Raw genomic sequence first — 19,697 nt, 5'->3', positions numbered from 1 at the left:
GGTGATATTACAGGCGGTCTTCGGTTTAGAGGAAGGACAGAGGTATGATAAATTAGAGCAACTTTTGACTTTAGCTCTAGAATCACTAGCTTCTCCCTCGAAAGCAAGTATGCTATTTTTCAAGTTTCTCCAAGTTGATTTGGGTAAATGGAGTCCGTGGGGTAAATTTCTCAGACAACGGCAAGAAGTTGATGAGTTACTATATGCAGAAATTGGCGAACGTCGTCAACAACTAGACTCTGAACGCTCTGATATCTTAACAATGTTGCTATTAGCTAGGGATGAAGCAGGGGAACCTATGAGCGATCAAGAATTGCGGGATGAGTTAATGACACTACTATTTGCCGGACATGAAACTACTGCCACAGCATTAGCATGGGCGTTTTACTGGATTCACCGCCAACCAGAAATTTATAACAAGCTATTGTCAGAATTGGAAGACCTTGGAGATAACCCAGACCCAATGGCAGTTATCAAGCTGCCTTATCTGAATGCAGTTTGCTCTGAAACTCTGCGCATCTACCCAGTAGCAATAATTGCATTTGCGCGAATAGCTAAATCACCAATTACAATTATGGGTCAAACATATCTAGAGGGTACTGCTCTAGCTCCTTGTATTTATTTAACTCATCACCGGGAAGATTTGTATCCCGAACCAGAAAAATTTAAACCAGAACGATTTTTGGAAAGGCAATATTCTGCTTATGAATTTTTGCCTTTTGGCGGTAGTAGTCGTCGTTGTATTGGAGCAGCATTTGCTATGTTTGAAATGAAACTGGTATTAGCAACTATTCTCAAACGTTATAGTTTAGCTTTGGCGGAGAAAAAAACAGTCAAAGCAGTACGTCGCGGTGTAACTTTAGCTCCTGCTGGTGGAGTAAAAATGGTAATGACTGGGAAGTGTATGTCACAAACACAACAATCTCCCTCGGTTGCGGCTGTTTGAAGAAGGCAGAAGGCAGAAGGCAGAAGGCAGAAGGCAGAAGGCAGAAGGCAGAAGGCAGAAGGCAGAAGGCAGAAGGCAGAAGGCAGAAGGCAGAAGGCAGAAGGAAAAATTGCTTATGGATAGTCTCCAGCACGCCACTTTGCCTCCTATCACCCGAACCAATTTTAAGCAACATTCATGGGCGTTGCATAAAATGCGGGATGATTTTAATAGTTTTGTGGAATGGGCATCTTGCCCGTTCCTGATATTTTCCCCTACAGGATTTCAGTTGTGACGATGTGGTTCATGCATTTGAAAAGCACTGTACAGTAAAATTGACAAATTGAATCCACACCTACAAAAATTGGTAGTCCTGCTCCCGTAATGGTAGGTTGAGATCGGGAAAACTTAGAACGGGAGCAAGATGCTCCCACTGGCTATGCCATGACCAAAATAATTAGAACGGGAGCAAGATTCTCTCACTGTCTATACCGTGACCAAAATAATTAGGGTTTGCTGAATAAATATCAAAGCATTGACAGATAAAGGTTTTAGTATTTTTTTGTCTAAAAAAGTACCAGCTTTTCAGCTCAAAAAGCTCATGCATGCTAGTATTTTGGGACGATTATGGCAGAAAAATCACTCTTACAATTTTTCCGACTACCTCCTAATTAATTCCTATTTCTCCTGTCTCCTGTCTTCCCCTCCTGGGAGGGGTTAGGGGTGGGTTGTCTCCTGTCTCCTACCCCTACTAAAAGACTAGTGAAGCGCAAACCCTAATTAGAACGGGAGCAAGATGCTCCCACTAGCTATACCATTACAATGCACAACTACCCAAAAACTATTGCTGCACAACTAACACCGAACATTTCGCCCGGTGAATTACATAACTGCTCACACTACCTATAACCATTTCGCTGAAAACAGAATGTCCTCTGCGTCCCATAACTATTAGTTCAGCACCCCATTCCTGAGCTACCTTACAGATCTGCTTTCCAGGTACACCCTCTGTTTGAATAAATTCTGTGTTTATCCCTGCTGTTGTAGCTTCGTTAGCTCGTGACTGCAACATTTCTAGACATTTTTGGTCAAAATCTTTCCATTTTTGTTGATATTCCGCAATCAATTCTTTGTTAAATTCCCGGGAAATTGCTCCAAATTTAACGGGAATTTCTCCTTCTTCGGGAGATAAAACGTGCATTAGTTTTAAGTAGGAATTATTGAGTTTTGCTAAATTGAGAGCAGTGGCAAATACGCGATCGCTTGCTGCTGATGTGTCCATTGTTGCTAGAATTTTTTGATACATAATCTTTATGATGAAAATTTAATTATTTTGTCTGATATAGGAGAAGGAAGAAAAAAGAAGGAAAAAGCTTGCTTTGTCTGAGTTCTGAGCTTTTGATATGTCCTAACCTATCCTTAGACTGCTATAGTAATTATTGTATCTGAATTATCAGAAAAAAAATATATATTTTAATGTTGATTTCACTATAGTCAATCTCAGACTAATTATTCCTAGTGAAAATGGAAATTATGATTTTGAGTAGCTTTCTTGATAGAGTTAGCTCTTACCAGAATATCCATAAGCAATTATTAATATAGCCTTTTTATCTGGGAGGTGGAAACCAAGTGCTATTAAAAAGAAAATAGAGAATAGGTATGGAGGGAATAGTAAAGGAGATAAAACAGTACTAAATATTAGCAAAAACAAGAATTTCAGGAATTAAAAGTGTGCTTTTCTTCTAATAAAAAACCTCAATATAGATTTACATCTCAAATAAAAACACTATAGATATAAATGAATACTAATGAATAATTGCTCATTACTAATAGATATCTCCAAGAATAAAAAATAAAATCAATTATTGCAGTCTTATTCATCAATTCTTTCCCTATACTCCCTACGGAAGTTGCATGCAACTTTTCTGGAGATGCCTAATAGACATCTGGTAAAAATCAAAAATCAAATCAATTCTCACACATAAATTATCAATTATTCCCCTCCTGGGAGGGGGAGGGGCGAGGGGTGGGTTCCCTGTTCCCTGTTCCCTGTTCCCTGTTCCCTGTTCCCTGTTCCCTGTTCCCTGTTCCCTGTTCCCTGTTCCCTGTTCCCTGTTCCCTGTTCCCTACTTTTGGAGGAGATGCCTAATAAAAAAAGCTAATCCTGTACAATATGAACAGAACAATGAGCGCGATGAATAACATAATTACTGACACTACCCAATAGCAGTTCACTAAAAACGGAATGCCCACGGCGTCCCATAACGATTAAATCAGCATTACACTTTTGAGCTAATTTACATATTTCCCGACCAGGGTTGCCTCTGATTTGGGTAAATTCTGTATTGAACCCAAGTTCTTTTGCTTTATCTGCTTTTGATTTCAACATTTGTAAACATTGTTTCTCAAATTTTTCCCAAAGTTGATGATATTCTTTCATCATCTCTGGGTTAGTGCCAATGTCAGTACCAATCATTGGCCAATAATTTATCGGACTTTCTTCTGCCTCCTCCGAGAGAATATGAACCAACATCAGACTAGGGTTACTGATTTTTGCTAATTTTAGGGCTATATCAAACACGCGATCGCCCATAGCAGATGTATCGATGGCAACTAAAATTTTTTCATACATAATTAATACTTCCAATGGTTTTGTTAAATATCTATTTACATTGTATAAAATTACCAAGGTTATCTAATAGTTAAATAAGTCAAGAATTATGAATCTTAATATATTACCAGGTAATAGTTTTCCCATTGGCGCAACACTCTTAAAAGACCCCAAAGGAGTAAATTTTTCCATTTACTCTAAAAATGCTACAGCAATAGAATTATTACTATTTGATGAACCTGACGCAGCTCAACCAGAGCAAGTAATTTTACTCGACCCTAAACAACATAAAACCCATCATTACTGGCACATATTTATTTATGGTCTTGAGGCAGGGCAAATATATGCTTACCGAGTTTATGGACCACTTGAGCCAGAAAAAGGTCATCGATTTGATGGTACAAAGGTATTACTAGACCCTTACGCTAGGGTAGTAGTGGGACAAGAAAAATATAGTCGTGAAGCTGCTACTGGTTATGGCGATAACTGTGCTTATGCTCTCAAAGGGGTAGTAGTTGACCCAACTGCTTATGACTGGGAAGATGATGTACCTCTAAACATACCCTACGCTTATACAATTATCTATGAAATGCACGTTGGTGGATTTACTCGTAACCCTAATTCTGGCGTTTCTCCAGAAAAACGGGGTACTTTTGCTGGACTAATTGAAAAAATTCCCTACCTGAAAGAATTGGGAATTACTGCTGTAGAATTATTACCCGTACAGCAATTTGATGAACAAGATGTGCGCGAACCTCTAATCAATTATTGGGGTTATAGCCCGATCGCATTTTTTACTCCTCACCACAATTATAGTTCTCGCAAAGATATTTTCGGACCGATGGATGAATTCCGAGATATGGTAAAAGCTTTGCACAAAGCTGGAATAGAAGTAATTTTGGATGTGGTTTTTAATCATACTGCAGAGGGTAATGAAAACGGACCGACAGTTTCTTTCCGGGGACTGGAAAATTCTACTTATTACATTCTGGAGACAGACGACTCCACTTATTACAGTAACTATAGTGGTTGTGGCAATACTTTCAATACAAATAATCCTTTTGTACATCGCTTAATTGTTGACTGTCTTTGTTACTGGGTTAGAGAAATGCACGTTGATGGGTTCCGGTTTGACTTGGCATCTGTTATGTCTCGGAGTATGACTGGCGATCCGTTGGAAGATCCACCTGTGTTATGGGCAATTGAATCCGATCCTGTTCTGGCAGGGGCAAAAATTATTGCAGAAGCTTGGGATGCGGCGGGATTATATCAAGTTGGTTCATTTATTGGCGATCGCTTTGCTGAATGGAACGGACATTATCGTGATGATGTTCGTCAGTTTGTCAAAAGTGACCACAAGATAGTTGATAAGTTAGCGGCTAGAATTATGGGTAGTCCTGATATTTATCCTCAACCAGACCGCGAACCCAATCATAGTATTAATTTTATTACTTGCCATGATGGTTTTACGATGAATGATTTAGTTTCTTATAATGAAAAACATAATGAAGCTAATTGTGAAGATAACCGCGATGGTGCTAATGATAATCATAGCTGGAATTGTGGAGTTGAAGGATTAACTAATAAGTGGGAAATTGAAAGATTACGACTGCGACAAATTAAGAATTTTTTCACCATATTATTTTTCTCCCAAGGTACGCCAATGATTTTAATGGGGGATGAAGTAAGGCGAACTCAACTTGGTAATAATAATGGTTATTGTCAGAATAATAAACTAAGTTGGTTTGATTGGGAGCAAATTGAGAAACAAACAGATTTACTGCGATTTGTTAAAGGGATTATTAATTTTACCCAAGAGTTAGAAATGATGCGGGTAGATAAGGTTTTAGCTACATTTGGTTCGGGTACTCCAGAGTCATCTTTAGCTAGAGAGAAAAAGGCAGTTAACCCGAATAAAGTACCTAATATTAGTTGGCATGGAGTACGTTTAGATAAACCTGATTGGCATCTAGATTCTCGGACTTTAGCTTTTAGTTTGAAGCATCCAGAAAGTGGTGAATATTTTCATATTATTTTGAATGCTTATTGGAAACCTTTGATGTTTGAGTTACCACGTTTAAAAAAAGGGGAAAGTTGGTATTTAATTATTAATACTGCTTTTCCTTCTCCTAAAGATTTTAATGATTTAGATACAGCTACAAAAGTTATTGGTGTTAGGTATAGAGTCGAGGCACGAGCTGCTATTGTTTTAATGACAAAACTTAATTAGGGTTTGCGCTCAAAAGTCTTATGGGTGAGGGTAGGAGAGAGGAGACAGGAGACAGGAGACAGGAGTTAGGGGTACTTAGAAGAAGTAGGATTCATTAATGGATAATGGATAATGGATAATGGATAATTACCTCTGGTTAAAACCGCTACGGAATTGAATATAAGGAAATATTATTTCTTTTTTTTCCCTTGAAAGGGGAGGCTTTTAACCAGAATTATTTAATTAATAATTATTAATTATTCGGTAAGAATTGTAAGAATAATTTTTCTGCCCAACTATGCGCCTAAAATACTAACTTTTTGAGCATTAAGAGCTGAAAACTAGGCACTTTTTAAAGGCCCCAAAAAGGCTAATATCATGTTCGGATAATCAGTTATAATAAAATTTAAGGACTCTGGGTACCTACAGTACCAAAGAAATACTGAAATTATCAATACTTTTCTCCAATATTTTCTATGTATTCCTCCTTTCTTCCCTCCTGACTCCTGACTCCTGACTCCTGAGGACTCACAACAGTTATTTATAAGTATTCAACCGAACATGATATAAATTCTTTATATGTCAATGCTTTGAGATTTAATCAGCAAGCCCTAATTAATATGGAGACTTTACCTCAGCAATTATCAAGAAATGACTGAAAAGCTTCAATTCGGGTCAAATATGGTTAACCTAAACCGGAAAGTCACCTCTGGCTTAGGTTAACATACTTAACCCTTAATGGGGTTTCTCGCACAATTGCTACTCAAACCCCTCTTTGCGTAAGTCCTGACTTATATATTTTGCGATCGCATACTAATATCATGTTCGGTTGAATACTTATCATATCTGTGGACCAAAGGCAGAAGGCAGAGGGCAGCTATGCTGAAGGGAAAGAGCAAGGTTAGAAGGCAGAAGGTTTTTTATAACTGATTATCCGCAATTCGTAGCTCCCCCGGAGGGGAACATGATATAACCAATATAAATCTATATATCCCTATATATATCAAGCGCTTCAACTACATACTACACCTAATGACACGAATCTTCGCTTTACGACTCAATGTAGCTTTTCACTGTTTTGAGGGAATTGCCTTTTGAACGCTGATAGTCGTAAAGCGTTTTGAAAAATTCAAGATCGACCTTGCGCCAGCTAACCCAGCCAATTCCTGAATATGTATCATCAGACAACGAGTACAGTACAAACCTTAACACATTGTTGATGTAAATCAGCGAAAATCCCTCTTGCTCCAGGATGACATTCTCTGTATTACTGCGCTGATGTACCATGATCTGGAATGGTGATTCGTTTTTCCAGTCATCTTGAATATCTGGATTGAGATGATTATATACCCTATTCTTGAAGTGATGAGGTTCATGTTCAAGCACGAAGCGAAACTCTTCTTTGTCGGTGTCCATTGCCGTTGTCCTGAAAAAATCATGCTGTCCCTTTTTTATAATCTTGCGGACAAAAGGAATGGAATATATAGCCTTGACATGACCTAATGCATAAAGCGTTTCCACCGTCTCCAGTTGTGAGACAAAAAAGCGTCCCTGGTCAAGATCAAAGCTATTATCAATCACTTGTTTCAGTTCAGGAACTGTCTCCAACTTATCAGGGTCAATATCGCTTAACAAAGCCGGGATGCTTTGTCTTTTTTGATATTGCGTATCAGGAACCAAAGTAAGTTCTCCCGTCTCCCCAGTAAGGAGATGATCTCTTAGTTGACGTTGGAAAGAAGGAAAGTATACCTCCTCCTTTTTATTCCAAAAAATTGACTTAATTGACAACTCTCCCGATGAACTAACGGTATTATTAGTTTTCCAGTCTGCAACCACATGACCGACAATCTGTGATTTACCCTGGTGGGGTTCCCGTTCAGCTTGCCAAATCTGTACAGCTTTATGGGTTGGTCTGACGGGACCGACTTTCAAACTGTATTGGTGATCGAAGCTATAGCTATAAGCTTTTTCTTCTTGACGATTCTGTTGCGCGGTTCGCTCAATTTTACCTTCCATACCTGCTCCTTGAAGTGATAATGTTACTCCTACGGATGTTTGTACAGAAGAACGGCTGATCATGACATTAGTATCATTGAATGAAATACTTTGATCGTTCAAAGTAGCATAGTATTCTTTGATCAGAGTAAACCTAATTCCAGACAAATTATTGAAAGAATTAGTGTTTCGCAATCTTTTTACCAACTCTTCATACAGCAAACTTAGTATTAGTGATGAAGGCAGTGCAATTAACACCAACATCATCCATTCAAAGGGGGTCGATAACAAGAAAAAGGAAAGAAAAGAATTATCTGTTTTATCCAAGAACATATCAAATGCCAAAATATATTGATTTTCCTTAGTATCTTTGAAACGATACCAGAGTGTTCTTATGGCATTGGGTGTCCTCGTATCAGTGATATCAATGAAAATTCCAGTAAGTCCTGATGTATTTCCTGGTGAATTTTCTGGCAAATAAACAGTCTCATATTGACTCATACTAGATTTATACCAAGGGCGCTCCCTGTAGTCAAGTTTTCTCTCGCTATCGAAAACTCCATCTTTAGTAGGAGGATAAAGAGCTATAACACCATTTTTTTCATCAAATAAGTACACAGTGTCTATTCTGAATCCAGGTATTCGATCTAAAAAATGATCTGAAAAATTAAGATCGCCTGTGAGATACTTAATAAATATTTTGGTATGTTCTCGACTAAAGTCTACATCTTCTTTCGAGGATAACTTACGACCTAAATCAAGCATAATTTTATTAAATTCATAAAAAACAGTGCTTTGTTTTGATTGCTCAGATCGCTTTTTGTAGTCGGTGATCGATTCCGTATCAAAGTCAGCGATCTCGATACAATCAAAATAGACATATTTATCCCCGTCACTTTTTTTAATCTCTATTTTACGAGACTTATTACATATACTAGTAAAAGTTTGAATTTGGGAGCCTCCAGGGGGCGGCACGCGCAGACGGCCAACCTCATTCTCAAGATTTTCCTGAGCTTTATTGATAAAATCCTTAAAAATCTGAGTTTCAGGTATCGAAAGCAATTGGGAAACGTAGCTAATTACAGCTTGAGAAATGTCTGCAAAACGCTCAGGGAAAGGAGTTTCTAGACGATTTAATTTTTGGCGTTGCTGAAATGTAATGGTCAGTAGCTGAAGGTAAAATTGAAAAACTTATTTTTTGCGTTCATGCTTAATCTAAAAATCATTGGAGTTGGTCTTCTAGACATTGTTATCGGTTTATTAGCAATCATGGGAACTATTGCTGCGTATCAATATCCTCGCCTGAGATTACTGGAAGAGGAATTGCCCGATGCTATTCCTGACTTCTAATATTATTCAACCAGCCATTGAAACAGGCTGGCTAATTTCTTTGTGTTAGTTTTTAGGTTTATCCAAACAGTTGTGTTTGTCCTTGAATTTCCTCAGGTCCCCGATGAATTGTTCGACTACCTTTAGGAATATAAATCCAGCCAAACTCTTGCAGACGGTAAGTTAAATTAGAAATGCTGACGCCTAACTCATCTTTAATTTTATAAAGATTTGACCACTTAGTTAAATCTTTGCCTTGTCTTTTCTCCTCAAGAATCGATTTTGGCATCAATAAACAGCCTGCAAAATATTGAGCTTGCCATTCAATAGAATCAATCTTGCTGCCACTTGCACCCCGACAAACAAAAGGTTGTTCTGACTGATTTGGCGTTCCATAATTACCAAGGTCGAGTTCTAACTGCTTCACAGCTCCATCTGCTTCATCCTGATTAATATGTAGCACCCAATGACCAATTTCATGAGCAAGTGTTGATTCTTGAAAGCCTTGAGGCTTGTCTAAAATCTTTTCATTGAGTTCAATCAGTCGTTCTGTTGGTAAAATTCGGGCAGCGATCGCCCCCCCTTCGTCAGGAGGAATTTCATCCCAAACTACTCCCAAGTCTAAAAAATCAGCAACTAAAGAAGCTTCAAAAGGCCACCTGGGAGCAAAATTTGCGGTTTTATGCATTAGCCTGAGAATATCATTTGCCCGATGCTCAATCGACTCCTTGCGATAAAAGCAATACGGTTTGAGGATACTCACGGTTCATTCTCCCTCTGTTGCAGCTTGAGATATTGTTTGAGCGAATTCAGGATTTTCTTGCATTCGTCGGAACAATGCGAGCATCTCTTTTGGATTTTGCTTAAGAATCTCCTCATACTGTTGAGGAATTCTGCCAGCGAGGAAAATTAATTCCTCTTCATCCAAATCGAGATTCCTAGCTAACCCACGAATCACTTCTTCTTTTGGTGCATAGTCGGCGCGATCGTTTTCTAGCTTGGACAAATATGTAAAGTCCACTCCTAAGAATTTGGCCAACTCTCGTTGGGAATATCCTTTGTCTTTACGGGCCTGTCTAATTAACTTTCCAAAACTTTTTTCCACGGCTTTTACCTCCTAATAAGCATTGTAAGCAACTTTGACGAAAATTTCAACTTTACTCTTGACGATAAAATCAACTAGCGCTACAATAGATTTAGTTGAAAAAAAAGTCAACTTATGAGACACTACTGGTAAGGTTGAAAATTAAGTCAATTAAATTTAGGATCTATATATGGAGTCATGCTCAAGTTGGCTAATTGTAAATTTATGAGAGTCTCAACAAGTACCGCTCACCTGGAGGATAGCATTATGCTGAGAACCTGGACAGATACACACTACAAATTGGAAGACGAAGACTGGCTGTATATTGCTACCCATGAAGAACAGAGTTCAGCTTCTCTTGTTTGCCCAGGGTATGCAAGAGACGTGGAAGGCTTCAGTATTCACTTTACTCCTGCTCACATAGAAATGTTAGAGCATTTGTTGGGAGCATTGCGAATTATTAAAGCGCAGCAGGAAGCAACTACAGATTACCAATATCCACAACCAGCAAAGGCGACACATCTAATTAATTAATTAGGCTGCTGAAAAAATTGGTTGGTGGGGACGGGTCGAGGAGACGCACCAGACGCGGGGACAGGTCGATTTGTGGAGAACAGGCAATGGTTTCACCATAGCAAGGAACGAGTTGGTGTTTGACTTATGTTGATGATGAACCGTAAGACACCAGAGATACTTTTCTCACTGTTGCCTGTTCCCTGTTCCCTGTTCCCTGCTATATAACCTACTACTTTTTTCAAGGCAGACAAAAAATAAAACTAAAGGAAATAAAAGATGTCTAATTCTAATGTTAAAGCAAAAATTTATGTGTTTGGAGCTAAACCGAAACAAGCTTTATTAGTACCAGAAATTCCTATTGCTGTTCGTAATAATTGTCAGTCAGGACAATGGGTGATTGGAGACACAGATTATGGTTCTAAAATCTCAATGACAATCATCAAGTTTAGCAAATTTTTCGGCAATTTAGGTCAAACAATTAATACATTATGGGGTCAAATCTGGTTTATTGCTGAGTCAGGAGAATTACCTCATGGAGTGTTAATGGTGACATATATTAAAAGTCGTTCTTTGAATGATTTTAATCGTTTAATTGCTTCAGTTCAGAGCCAAGGAGTAGAGCCAGCAACAGGTATTTTTCTTCCTGAATTTGTCAAGCACAGCAGTCAAAAGCCAGATGAAAATGGTGTAGTAAAACCTATCAATTATTACAGCTTAAAATGGCGTTGGCAAGAACGTACAGATTGGTCGATTATTCAGCAGGCAGCAGCAGTGCTTTCTGACCAAAATAATCTATCAAGAATGATTGACTTAGAAGGAACCAGAAAGATGGTTTGCTTAGATAATTTATCTGCTGAAGAAACTGCTAATTTGATGGTAGCTCATACTAATAGTGAACAAAATTATTCGCTGAGTTTAAATGTTAGTAATGATCAAGCGTTACCACAGGGAAATGAGTCTTTAGCTGCTGCATTATCTTCTTGAAGAAGGAGTCAGGAGTCAGGAGTCAGGAGACAGAATCAATTGACTCCTGAGGAGGTCTTCGTGACTTCCAGCCAAAGGCTGTTGATGAATTTTTTGCGTCTCTATTTACAGCTTTTAGCTTGAAAGTTTTTGTAGTTTTATGCCAATAAAAAACATCGGGAAAACTTAAAGAGGTACAAATGAGTAAAATTGCTAAATTCAGGATTCATCAGGGTGCAAAAACACCACAAACCCAGGAATGGGAAGATAGTTTACGGGGAAAATTAGAAGTTAAACATCAAATTAGAACTGATGCTATTAATGACCTGGAAAACTTCAGTCAAGATTTACAACATATTAGTTTAGTTGTTGAATCTATTCAAAATAACTACCAGGCATTACTGACATAAAATAGTCGCTTAAAATTGACTCTTTTAGAGTTAGTAGATGATTGTTGCTGCTGGAAAGGAAATCGCTGTGAAAAATGCCAGAAAACTCTTAAGTGATTAGCACCATAAACGACTAGGAAAAAATTAAATACTGCCCAAGAATATGAAGATATTTTGAAGCAACTTCGGAAACTGGGTTCAACAATTAATAATTAATAATTAATAATTAATAATTACCCTTCTTTGAAAAGAAAAGGATTGACTAAAATGAAAATGTTTTCTTGTTTATCCTTTAAAGGAAAGGCTTTAAATCTCAATTATTGGGTTAGTTGTTACTGTATCACATTAAAAAGCGTTTCCTGACGGAATTTTCCGCAAACGGCATTTAAACAGTTAGCATTTCCTAAGTTCATGCTCCGCAAACAGCGAGTGATTTATGGAGATGAAGCGAGTAAAATTATCAACATTATGGAGAAAAAAAATGACACAAACTGCATCAGAAAGTAGCAAATTTAGAGTGATGAAATCATTTGAAGAAATTTTAGCTGCCAGGAAAAATCTTGCATCAAAAGTAGCAACTAAGGAGGAGGAAGCAGAGAAAGAAAAAGGGAAACAAATCCTAGAAACTGCTGCTACTTATACTGCAGATAGTATTGTTAAAGGTTTGGCTGATTTACAATTAGATTTTGGTAGTATTGTTAATCAGTTATTAGACAATTTGCATCAAGAATCTACTAAACTTGAGGAATTAAAGCTTGCAATTGAAATTGAAAATCAACATTTACAAGAGTTACAAAAAGTTCGTGTTGTTGCTGATGCACTGCATATTTTAACTCAAGAACATCAAGAAAAGTTAGGATTTCTAGAGCAGAATTTTAGCGAACATCAAGAAAATATATCAAAGGATATGACTACTAAGCGAAAAGCTTGGCAAAAGGAACAACAAGAGTATGAAGCAGCAATTGAGGAAGAAAATCAATTGTTAATTAAACAACGAGAAAACGAATTAAAAATTTATCTGCACAATTAGATTCTACCTTGACTCAGGTTCAAGATTTAGCAGTGAAAGCTATTGAAGGTGCATCAAATTCTCGTTCATTTCAAGCCATGAAAGAAATTGTTCTAGAACAAAAGAATCAACAAAAGAAAAGTTAATTTTTGACGATAAAACATAGTAGGGGTTAACGGCCGTTAACTCCTACAAATTGAATAAGGTAGAAGGCATAAGGCAGAGGGCAGAAGGCAGAAGAAAATATTGGTTTAAAGGTAAAAGGTTTTTGATAGCTAATTATCCGGAAATGATCTAATAAAAAGTTTGTCTAATTGCACATACTTCCAATTACCTAATGATCGAGATTTTAGTCTAATAGACATCTCCAATCATAAAAAATAAAATTAATTATCGTACTTTTATTCATCAATTCTTTCCCCCTACTCCCTACTCCCTCTTTTATGGAGATTTCTAATAATTGTCAGGTTATTTAACCGGACATGATATTACAACCAAAATTTATCGTCAAACACCAAAAAACGTACTGCTATAGTACAATTTCTTGACTGTCTACTCCTAAATATCATGTTGTACATCTCAAACCCTATTTGTAGCGTTTAAAAAAAGCTAAAATAAGAGTGATCACCTGTGTATATATTCAAACTGTCACTCTACTAATATTACTGTAAGTTTATACATATAAAATACAAAGAAATCAGCCAAAAACTTTGATTTGAGGTAATAATTTTATGACTAACAAATATACTCAACAAAAAGATACTGCTGCATGGATACTTCAAGTTTGGGCTTCCTTTATTTTAGCTACTTCTGGTACAGCGATCGGTATTATTTACCTACCTGTAGATAATTGGATTAAAGGCTTTTTAGGAATGGGTTTAACATTCTCAGTAGGTTCCACTTTTACCCTAGCAAAAACTATTAGAGATAATCACGAATATCAAAGGATAACTGCCAGACTTGATGAAGCAAAAGTTGAAAAACTATTGGCAGAGCATCACCCTTTAGACAAATAATAATTAGGGTTTGCGCTCAAAAGTCTTATGGGTGAGGGTAGGAGACAGGAGACAGGAGACAGGAGACAGGAGGAACGGGGAATTTAGAGTAGGTAGGAGTAAGAATTGTCAGAATGATTTCTCTGCCCAACTTTTGCCTAAAATACCCTCCATGCATGAGCATGAAGAGCTGAAAACCAGGCACTTTTTTCGACCTCAAAAAGGCACTTGTCTTTATATGTCAATGCTTTTAGATTTAATCAGCAAGCCCTAATTACATCAAATCCGATTAAACAGAATCACCAAAAAATAGCTGAAATCTTTGTGATCAAACAATTGTATCTTTCAGCAATGAGGAAAATTTGATATGAAGTAGACTAGAAGTGGGTCTGTTAACAATGAGAATCAGCACCGGATTTGACATCAGACATACTTATATCATGTCCGGATAATTAGTGATAAGAAAACTCTCTCCTTCAACTCCAGTTCTTCTTCTTTCTTCCCTCCTGACTCCTGACTCCTGACTCCTGACTCCTCCGTAGTTATTTATTTATCACTGTTCAACCGGACATGATATTATAAGTCTGCCTGGCAATCACAGGTTTAATCAAAACGATTAGGAGCAGTCGTGGTACTGAATGAAGCTAAGGATAAGCTGTTGAAACTAGAGGTGCTTTGGGTAGATCAGGGTTATTCTGGTAAAAATTTTGCGAGTGCAGTAAGCGAAAGTTTGTGGCATTCGCCGAGCTTTGCGTCAGCAGTATCGCGTTAGAGTGGAAGTCATCAGAAGAACTGCCCAAACTTTTGAGCGCCTACCTAAGTGATCGATTGTTGAAGGCACTTTTGCTTGGTTGAATAGATTTCGACATTTAAGTAAAGATTATGAGGTGTATTCAGATGTAAGTGAAGCGATGATTTATCATTTTCTTTGTGGGTTTAATACCCCACCGTCAACGGGGGTGTTCAAAATTACTTGGGGGAGCGTAGACGCGGAGCGGCAGGTCGTTGACTATCCCCATGTAATTTTCCTCCTGTCTCCTGTCTCCTGTCTCCTGTCTCCTTCTTCAAGGCCCTTTAATTCACTTGATGGTTGGGCCACTAGCTAACTTAAGATTTACTTTATAAATCAGCTCTAAACTCTTGCTTAGCTCTTTAAACTAAAAAAATTAAAACTTCATTAACTTTGACTAATAATTAATTAGTCAAAAATTCAATTAAACATACTTTTTTTCTAGTGAATATTTCACTAAGCTAGGGATTTCCGAAGGTCGTTTTGCTACTGGTATTTTAAATTCTTTAAAAGCTAAAATTTTACTCTTCATCTGATTGTGGAAATTATGTTTTACCCTTGAGTTTCTAGCACTAATTAAACTACTAGCGTGACTATAATTTTGATTTATTGGAGCATAAATACCAGCAATATAAGCAACTACAGGTTTATCAATTGTTTCTGATATATAAGAAGCTGCAATTTCCTCACTTGCACCACCAATTTCTCCTACTAAAACAATTAACTCTGTACGGTCATCCTCATCTAATATTTGTAACCATTGCAAAAAAGAAGAACCAACAATTGGATCGCAACCAATACTAACACAGATAGATTGCCCCAATCTTGACTTTGTTAATTCCCAAGCTACTTCATAAGTAAGAGTATTGCTGCGACTAATAATCCCCACTGGGCCTGGTGTGTAAAACTGAGTTGGATGAGTGCCCAACAGTAATTTATCCGGCACGATAATACCTGCACAGTTAGGTCCAACAATCAGAGTTTCTGTAGCCTCAGCTTTTCTCAATAACTGGACCATATCTAGAGGTGGCACTCCTTCTGTAACGATGACAATTTGTTTAATGCCAGAAGCGATCGCCTCTAAACTAGCATCTAATACCCTATAAGCAGGCACAACTATCAAAGTGGTATCAATAATACCCACTTTTGCCACTGCTTGCTCTACCAAACTAAACACAGGTATACCAGACCATTCTTGTCCCCCTTCTCCAGGACTAATACCTGCTACTACATTTGTTCCATAGGACTTCATCATTAAGGCTATCTGGGTAGACATTTTTTCTGTAACACCCTGAACTATTACCTTACTATCTGGAGTTAAATTCATAATTCTTCAGCCCTTATTTGTATAGGCATTTATCAATGGATAATGGATAATTGATAATGGATAATTGATAATTGCTTAATTTGGTCTAATACCTCTTCATTTATGAAGAAAATAAAAAGAAAATATTTTCCTTCAGTTCAATCCTATCCGCTTTCCAGAAGAGGTAATTATTAATTATTAATTATTAATTATTAATTGTTGAACGCTACCTAGCTAAAGAAACAGCTTTAGTAACTGCATCTTCTAAATTTTCGATTACCTCTACTGGTAGACCTGATAAACGTTCTTTAGCTCTACTCACTTCACCTCCTAATAAACGCAGTATAAAAATAATATTACTCTTGTCCATAGTTTTTAAATTATTCAAATACTCGTAAACTATAGTAATCAACTCATCACTTGTCTGAACTATACCTAGAAAATTCACCAATACTACCTTTACATTTTCCTTTTGACTAACTAAATCCAAAGCAGCAAACATTTTTATTCGTAAACTATCCTTGATCTCCAAATAATCACCCAGCTTAATATTCAGAAAATTTGCTGGGTTTCCATTAGCTTCCATTACCAAATCAACAGTAGCCATTGTTAAACCTTCACCATTGCATAAAATTCCGATATTTCCTTGCAATTCTGTAAACTTCAGTTGATAATCTGGAATAATTTTTTCATTAGCTGCTGCATTGGAATTATTTGTAATTAATAAAGAATTTTTGTCTATTTTACTTACTTGTTTTTCTTGAATTTCATCATTATTAGTAATATTTTTGCCCACTAAATTTACCAATTCTAGATGACGACCTAGGGCACGGTCATTAACACTTACTTTACCATCTAAAGCCATGACTTCTCCCGTCGGACTCACACCTAAAGGATTAATTTCTACTAAATCTAAATCCTTTTCTATAAATAATTGATACATTTTTTCCACTATATGACTCACTAATTCTATCAGTTTTCCTTGCAGTCCAATTTTTACCATCAGACGACGTGCATAAAAAGGGGAAAATTGTTGATTAACAACTACCTGTTGCATCCTTGTCATAGCTGCTTCTGTATCAATACCTCCTTGTGCTGAACCGAGAAGTACAGGACGGCGTACTATTGGGTCTAAAACAACTGCTAAGTATAATTCTTGATTAGCATTATATTTTGCTTCTGCCAATAAAACTTCTGGATACTCATCTTTGATCGGCAAATTAAAAATTGCCTGAGCTGCTGCCACAGCATCAATTGTATTTTCAACAAATTTAATTCCACCTAAGCTACTTCTTTCTCCAGCATGAACTTGAGATTTAAGTACGACTGGATAAGGTATTTTTAATTTTTTTAAATCTTTAGGATAATCTATTCTTTGAGATGGTAAAACAGGAATTCCCATCCCACTAAACAAAGATTTTGCCTGATATTCTAATAAATCCATACTAACTTTAACGTTTAATTTTCTTAAGTTGATAATATGATTGTTTTAAGTTCTCCGATATTTATTTGATAAATTTTGCAGCTATGATGTTTGCGAATGTACTTAATAGTTCAAATCAAATTTAATTTTTATTAAATTATTAATTAATAGTCTTGAAGGAGAATCATTATTTCTTTTAAAAAGGAACTACTTTCTTTATTCCTTTTTGTTCAAAACGGAATTTGCATAATTTATTTTATCAATGTTACTATTAGAAGTAATTAGATTAATTTTATGTAGATCAATCAATTAATTAGTTTATGCTAATTTTAGCAATTCTAAATCTGAAAAATTGTTATGCCTATAACTTTGAGTATAGCGATTTTAATAAAATAATATCAAATTTAGGTTTCACACTTTAGAAATAGAATTGCCATATATTTGATTTTTGATACTTATTTGTTAAAAACATTATTGATAGCTACTAAGAGTAGATCGAATTACCATCAAACTAAGTAATTCGATAATAATAACCTAAATCTTTAACTTTCCCAATCCCCTTTATGAACTGTTTTTACCCACTTTAGTCGCTTAGGTAATATAGACATCCTGGTAATAGTAGCGCCCATCACTGCAAACCAATGCAACATATAAAAAGTGCCTCGCACACTTTCTAAAAAAGTAAGTAGTATAGACAATGGATGTTCTTTCTCAGAAACAAAGTCCAACTTCCCTTCTCCAACCATACTCTTTTCTTGTTTTCTGGTTCGACGTAAACCAATAAACATTCCCAATACAGAAACTGTTACTGTAAACACAGTCAAAGGACTGGTGATGGGTAAACGACGCAAAATTATTGCCATCAGAAAATCAGGTACAGCAGCAACCGATATTAGATATTGGGTCACCAAAAATTGCCATAAATCCCAAGTCTTACCAAATCTCATTCGGTTACGCAAAATCAATTGCCAGTAATCTAGATAACGCTGATACCCACCTTCTGCCCATCGGGAACGTTGATGCCACAAAGCTTTTGGGTTAGTTACTCCTTCCTCCATTACTGCCGGAAAACTGAGAAAATCTATATCCCATTGGTTTAAGTGTAGACGAATTGTTAAATCTAAATCATCAGTAATAGTCTGTTCATTCCATCCCTCACATTCTTTCAGGGCATTCAAACGGACGAATTGGCCATTTCCCCTGAGTTCTCCAATACCACCAATTGCAATTCGTTGTTCCTGAAAAAAACTATCTAGAGCCATTTCTCGTGATTGGCCTTTTGTCCAAAAATTTAGACCTGCATTGGCGATCGCTTTTCTAACTTGTACTGCCCCTACTTTTTCTCTGGCAAAAAGTGGTACTACCTTTCGGAGGAGATCCGGTGTTACCTCTGCATCTGCATCAAACACTCCTAAAATTTCTCCCTTAATCAAAGGTATCGCAGTATTGAGAGCGCCTGATTTACCTCCACTAGCATCTGGACTTCTCCTAATAACATTAAGCTGCTGATATTCTTTTGCCAACTGTTCTAACAATACAGGGGTTTGATCTGTACTATTGTCATCTATTACCCAAAGTTCGTAATTATTGGTTGGATAATCTAAAGTACAGATATTTTTTACCAATTTACTAATTACAGCCTCTTCATTTTTAGCTGCTACTAACAGAGATATATAAGGCCAGTCTGTCGAATTTTCTTCTGATAGAGGTTTTGGAGGTAGTTTTGGTTGAGCGAATAGTATTCTCATAAGTTGAACTGATAGTAAACCAGTCAGAGCTAAAATTACCCAATATCCCCAGGAAAGTAAGTGCAGAGCGATAGTAGTGGTCCAAATCAGAAATGACATAAGTGCTGCTTTACGTCTACGACCATCGTAAATATTCTGATGACTACTTAACACTTCCTTTTCTTGTTTGATTTGGCTCTGATCTAAGTATTTCTTAGTTTGTGCTACCTGATTATTTTGCTGTTCGTTACAGAAGTTATCGTTTTGATTGATTTGGGTTTCCCTATAATAATCATTTTTTGGCCAAGAACTGTTGGGCATAACTAAATTAATCTTAAAGATCCAATCACTAATAATTTTCTTATGTTTTAAGAGACTAACCTAATTCCATCTGAAAAAACTATAAATATAATCTTTGTTAAGTGA

General features: G+C 36.7%; 18 protein-coding genes. 10 read left to right on the top strand and 8 right to left on the bottom strand.

Annotated features, from left to right (window positions below; genetic code table 11):
- Position 1: 1 nt before the first annotated feature.
- Together F6K18_RS10600 and F6K18_RS10595 are read left to right on the top strand one after the other, a co-directional pair.
- Complete coding sequence (locus F6K18_RS10600) at positions 2-946, top strand: cytochrome P450 (protein ID WP_353735046.1); 945 nt, start codon at positions 2-4, stop codon at positions 944-946.
- On the top strand, positions 933-1,220 hold the full coding sequence (locus tag F6K18_RS10595) for a hypothetical protein (RefSeq protein ID WP_287520701.1): 288 nt from the start codon (positions 933-935) through the stop codon (positions 1,218-1,220). Before F6K18_RS10600 ends, F6K18_RS10595 begins: the two co-directional genes overlap by 14 nt.
- Positions 1,221-1,766: 546 nt before the next feature.
- On the opposite strand, the gene F6K18_RS10590 is transcribed toward F6K18_RS10595, so the two are convergent.
- On the bottom strand, positions 1,767-2,231 hold the full coding sequence (locus F6K18_RS10590) for a universal stress protein (RefSeq protein WP_124147264.1): 465 nt from the start codon (positions 2,229-2,231) through the stop codon (positions 1,767-1,769).
- A gap of 852 nt (positions 2,232-3,083) precedes the next feature.
- Positions 3,084-3,614, bottom strand: a complete 531-nt coding sequence (locus F6K18_RS10585) for a universal stress protein (RefSeq protein ID WP_240039172.1) — start codon at positions 3,612-3,614, stop codon at positions 3,084-3,086.
- A 31-nt stretch (positions 3,615-3,645) separates the two neighbouring features.
- Between F6K18_RS10585 and glgX the strand changes: the two genes are divergently transcribed.
- Positions 3,646-5,766, top strand: coding sequence for a glycogen debranching protein GlgX (gene glgX, locus F6K18_RS10580; protein ID WP_287520699.1), 2,121 nt, complete (start codon positions 3,646-3,648; stop codon positions 5,764-5,766).
- A 1,029-nt stretch (positions 5,767-6,795) separates the two neighbouring features.
- Here glgX and F6K18_RS10575 read toward each other — a convergent pair.
- Positions 6,796-8,802, bottom strand: a complete 2,007-nt coding sequence (locus F6K18_RS10575; RefSeq protein WP_287520697.1) for a hypothetical protein — start codon at positions 8,800-8,802, stop codon at positions 6,796-6,798.
- A gap of 144 nt (positions 8,803-8,946) precedes the next feature.
- Here F6K18_RS10575 and F6K18_RS10570 point away from each other — a divergent pair, with 144 nt between their 5' ends.
- Positions 8,947-9,090 carry a hypothetical protein gene (locus F6K18_RS10570; protein ID WP_287520696.1) on the top strand — a complete coding sequence of 48 codons (144 nt, stop codon included), beginning with the start codon at positions 8,947-8,949 and terminating at the stop codon, positions 9,088-9,090.
- A 58-nt stretch (positions 9,091-9,148) separates the two neighbouring features.
- Here F6K18_RS10570 and F6K18_RS10565 read toward each other — a convergent pair whose 3' ends face one another.
- Together F6K18_RS10565 and F6K18_RS10560 are read right to left on the bottom strand one after the other, a co-directional pair.
- Positions 9,149-9,832, bottom strand: a complete 684-nt coding sequence (locus F6K18_RS10565; protein WP_124147262.1) for an ImmA/IrrE family metallo-endopeptidase — start codon at positions 9,830-9,832, stop codon at positions 9,149-9,151.
- Between the two features lie 3 nt (positions 9,833-9,835).
- Positions 9,836-10,174 carry a RodZ family helix-turn-helix domain-containing protein gene (locus F6K18_RS10560; RefSeq protein ID WP_124147261.1) on the bottom strand — a complete coding sequence of 113 codons (339 nt, stop codon included), beginning with the start codon at positions 10,172-10,174 and terminating at the stop codon, positions 9,836-9,838.
- Between the two features lie 246 nt (positions 10,175-10,420).
- Here F6K18_RS10560 and F6K18_RS10555 point away from each other — a divergent pair, with 246 nt between their 5' ends.
- The 6 genes from F6K18_RS10555 (at position 10,421) to F6K18_RS10530 (ending at position 14,299) form a co-directional block, all read left to right on the top strand.
- Entirely contained in the window at positions 10,421-10,687 is a 267-nt protein-coding gene (locus tag F6K18_RS10555) for a hypothetical protein (protein WP_124147260.1), read from the top strand.
- A gap of 258 nt (positions 10,688-10,945) precedes the next feature.
- The gene (locus F6K18_RS10550; protein WP_287520694.1) at positions 10,946-11,653 is read left to right on the top strand and encodes a hypothetical protein; all 708 of its coding nucleotides are present in this window, start codon (positions 10,946-10,948) and stop codon (positions 11,651-11,653) included.
- 179 nt (positions 11,654-11,832) lie between these two features.
- Positions 11,833-12,042 (top strand): hypothetical protein, encoded by a 210-nt coding sequence (locus F6K18_RS10545; RefSeq protein WP_240038999.1) that lies wholly within the window; start codon positions 11,833-11,835, stop codon positions 12,040-12,042.
- A gap of 460 nt (positions 12,043-12,502) precedes the next feature.
- Positions 12,503-13,051, top strand: a complete 549-nt coding sequence (locus F6K18_RS10540; RefSeq protein WP_287520691.1) for a hypothetical protein — start codon at positions 12,503-12,505, stop codon at positions 13,049-13,051.
- 710 nt (positions 13,052-13,761) lie between these two features.
- Positions 13,762-14,046: a YiaA/YiaB family inner membrane protein gene (locus F6K18_RS10535; protein ID WP_124145612.1), complete on the top strand. Its 285-nt coding sequence runs from the start codon at positions 13,762-13,764 to the stop codon at positions 14,044-14,046.
- Between the two features lie 10 nt (positions 14,047-14,056).
- Complete coding sequence (locus tag F6K18_RS10530) at positions 14,057-14,299, top strand: hypothetical protein (RefSeq protein ID WP_287520689.1); 243 nt, start codon at positions 14,057-14,059, stop codon at positions 14,297-14,299.
- Between the two features lie 940 nt (positions 14,300-15,239).
- Here F6K18_RS10530 and F6K18_RS10520 read toward each other — a convergent pair.
- The 3 genes from F6K18_RS10520 to F6K18_RS10510 all read right to left on the bottom strand — a co-directional run bounded on the left by F6K18_RS10520 (position 15,240) and on the right by F6K18_RS10510 (position 19,592).
- On the bottom strand, positions 15,240-16,142 hold the full coding sequence (locus F6K18_RS10520; RefSeq protein ID WP_287520687.1) for a CoA-binding protein: 903 nt from the start codon (positions 16,140-16,142) through the stop codon (positions 15,240-15,242).
- A gap of 205 nt (positions 16,143-16,347) precedes the next feature.
- Complete coding sequence (locus F6K18_RS10515) at positions 16,348-17,565, bottom strand: succinate--CoA ligase subunit beta (RefSeq protein ID WP_287520685.1); 1,218 nt, start codon at positions 17,563-17,565, stop codon at positions 16,348-16,350.
- Positions 17,566-18,086: 521 nt separating this feature from the next.
- Positions 18,087-19,592, bottom strand: a complete 1,506-nt coding sequence (locus F6K18_RS10510) for a glycosyltransferase family 2 protein (protein ID WP_287520683.1) — start codon at positions 19,590-19,592, stop codon at positions 18,087-18,089.
- Positions 19,593-19,697: the final 105 nt, after the last annotated feature.

Origin of the sequence: Okeania sp. SIO2C2 (genome assembly GCF_010692625.1) — a bacterium.
Taxonomy (GTDB): domain Bacteria; phylum Cyanobacteriota; class Cyanobacteriia; order Cyanobacteriales; family Microcoleaceae; genus Okeania; species Okeania hirsuta.
The sequence above is the reverse complement of the archived record's forward strand: the minus strand, read 5'-3'. Positions and strand labels throughout refer to the sequence as shown.